Below are 1,097 nucleotides of genomic sequence, written 5' to 3'. Positions count from 1 at the left end.
GCTAGCTGTACTCGGTCATGGCGTTGGTGACAGTCGGCTGATGGGCGGGTGGCCGCCGAGCGCGGTGTGTCGGCGATCAGTGTTGTAGAAGTCGAGCCAGGGTGCGAGTGCTGCGGTCCGGTGGGTGTTGCTGGTGTACACCTGCCGGTAGGCCCACTCGGCTTGCAGGGTGCGGTTGAAGCGTTCGACTTTACCGTTGGTCCAGGGACAGTGCGGGCGGGTGAACTTCTGTGCTGCGCCGAGGGCTTGGCAGGCGGCTTGGAAGGCGTGGGAGATCCGGTAGTTCTTGGCGTTGTCGGTCATCACCCGCTCGATGTGGTCGATGCCATGGGTGGCGAAGAAGGCGGCGGCTCGGGTGAGAAAGCCTGCGCACGTCGTGCCCTTCTCATCGGACAGGATCTCGGCGTAGGCCAGGCGGGAGTGGTCGTCGACGGCGGCGTGCACGTAGTCGTAGCCGATCCCGCGGGCGCGGACCTCCTCGCGGCGGCCGTGTGCCCGCCATCCGCCGCCGTCAGGGATCTTCCCGAGCTTTTTGACGTCCACGTGGACCATCTCGCCAGGGCGGGTGCGCTCGTAGCGGACGGTGCTGTTGCGGCTCGCGCGGATGACCTGCCCGGTCAGCGGGTCGCAGGCGGACAGGCGCGGCATGCCGTGGCGTCGCAGGATCCGGGTCACGGTGCGGGCGGGCACCCCGGTGGCCTCGGCTACCTGCTCGGGCCCGCGGCGCAACCGGCGCCGGGCTGCCAGGACCTGTGCCTCCACCGCTGCCGGAGTGCGGCCAGGGCAGGTACGCGGGCGGCTGGAGCGGTCGTGCAGCCCGCCCCAGCCCTCGGCTCGGTAGCGCCTGACCCACCGGTGCGCGCACTGCCGCGAAACCCCCAGCTCCTTGGCCACGTGAGCCACTGGACGGCGATCGAAGACGACACGACGCACCAACAGGCATCTGCCATGGAACGTCAGCCGGGCGTTAGCGTGGGCCATCAGGACCTCCGAGGTGAGTGAAGTCGGCAAACTCCACTACGCCCGGAGGTCCACCTCTTGATCAACAACCGTCGGCCACGTGTCACCAACCCCACGGCCGAGTACAGCTAGCGCGC

General features: G+C 68.9%; 1 protein-coding gene. It reads right to left on the bottom strand.

Features of this window, described 5'->3' with window-relative positions:
• Positions 1–15: 15 nt before the first annotated feature.
• Positions 16–981, bottom strand: coding sequence for an IS481 family transposase (locus NON19_RS33020; protein ID WP_255932960.1), 966 nt, complete (start codon positions 979–981; stop codon positions 16–18).
• Positions 982–1,097 lie beyond the last annotated feature (116 nt).

The sequence above is a fragment of the Streptantibioticus rubrisoli genome (assembly GCF_024436055.1).
Classification (GTDB): Bacteria; Actinomycetota; Actinomycetes; order Streptomycetales; family Streptomycetaceae; genus Streptantibioticus_A; species Streptantibioticus_A rubrisoli.
This window is presented reverse-complemented; position numbering and strand designations above follow the sequence as displayed.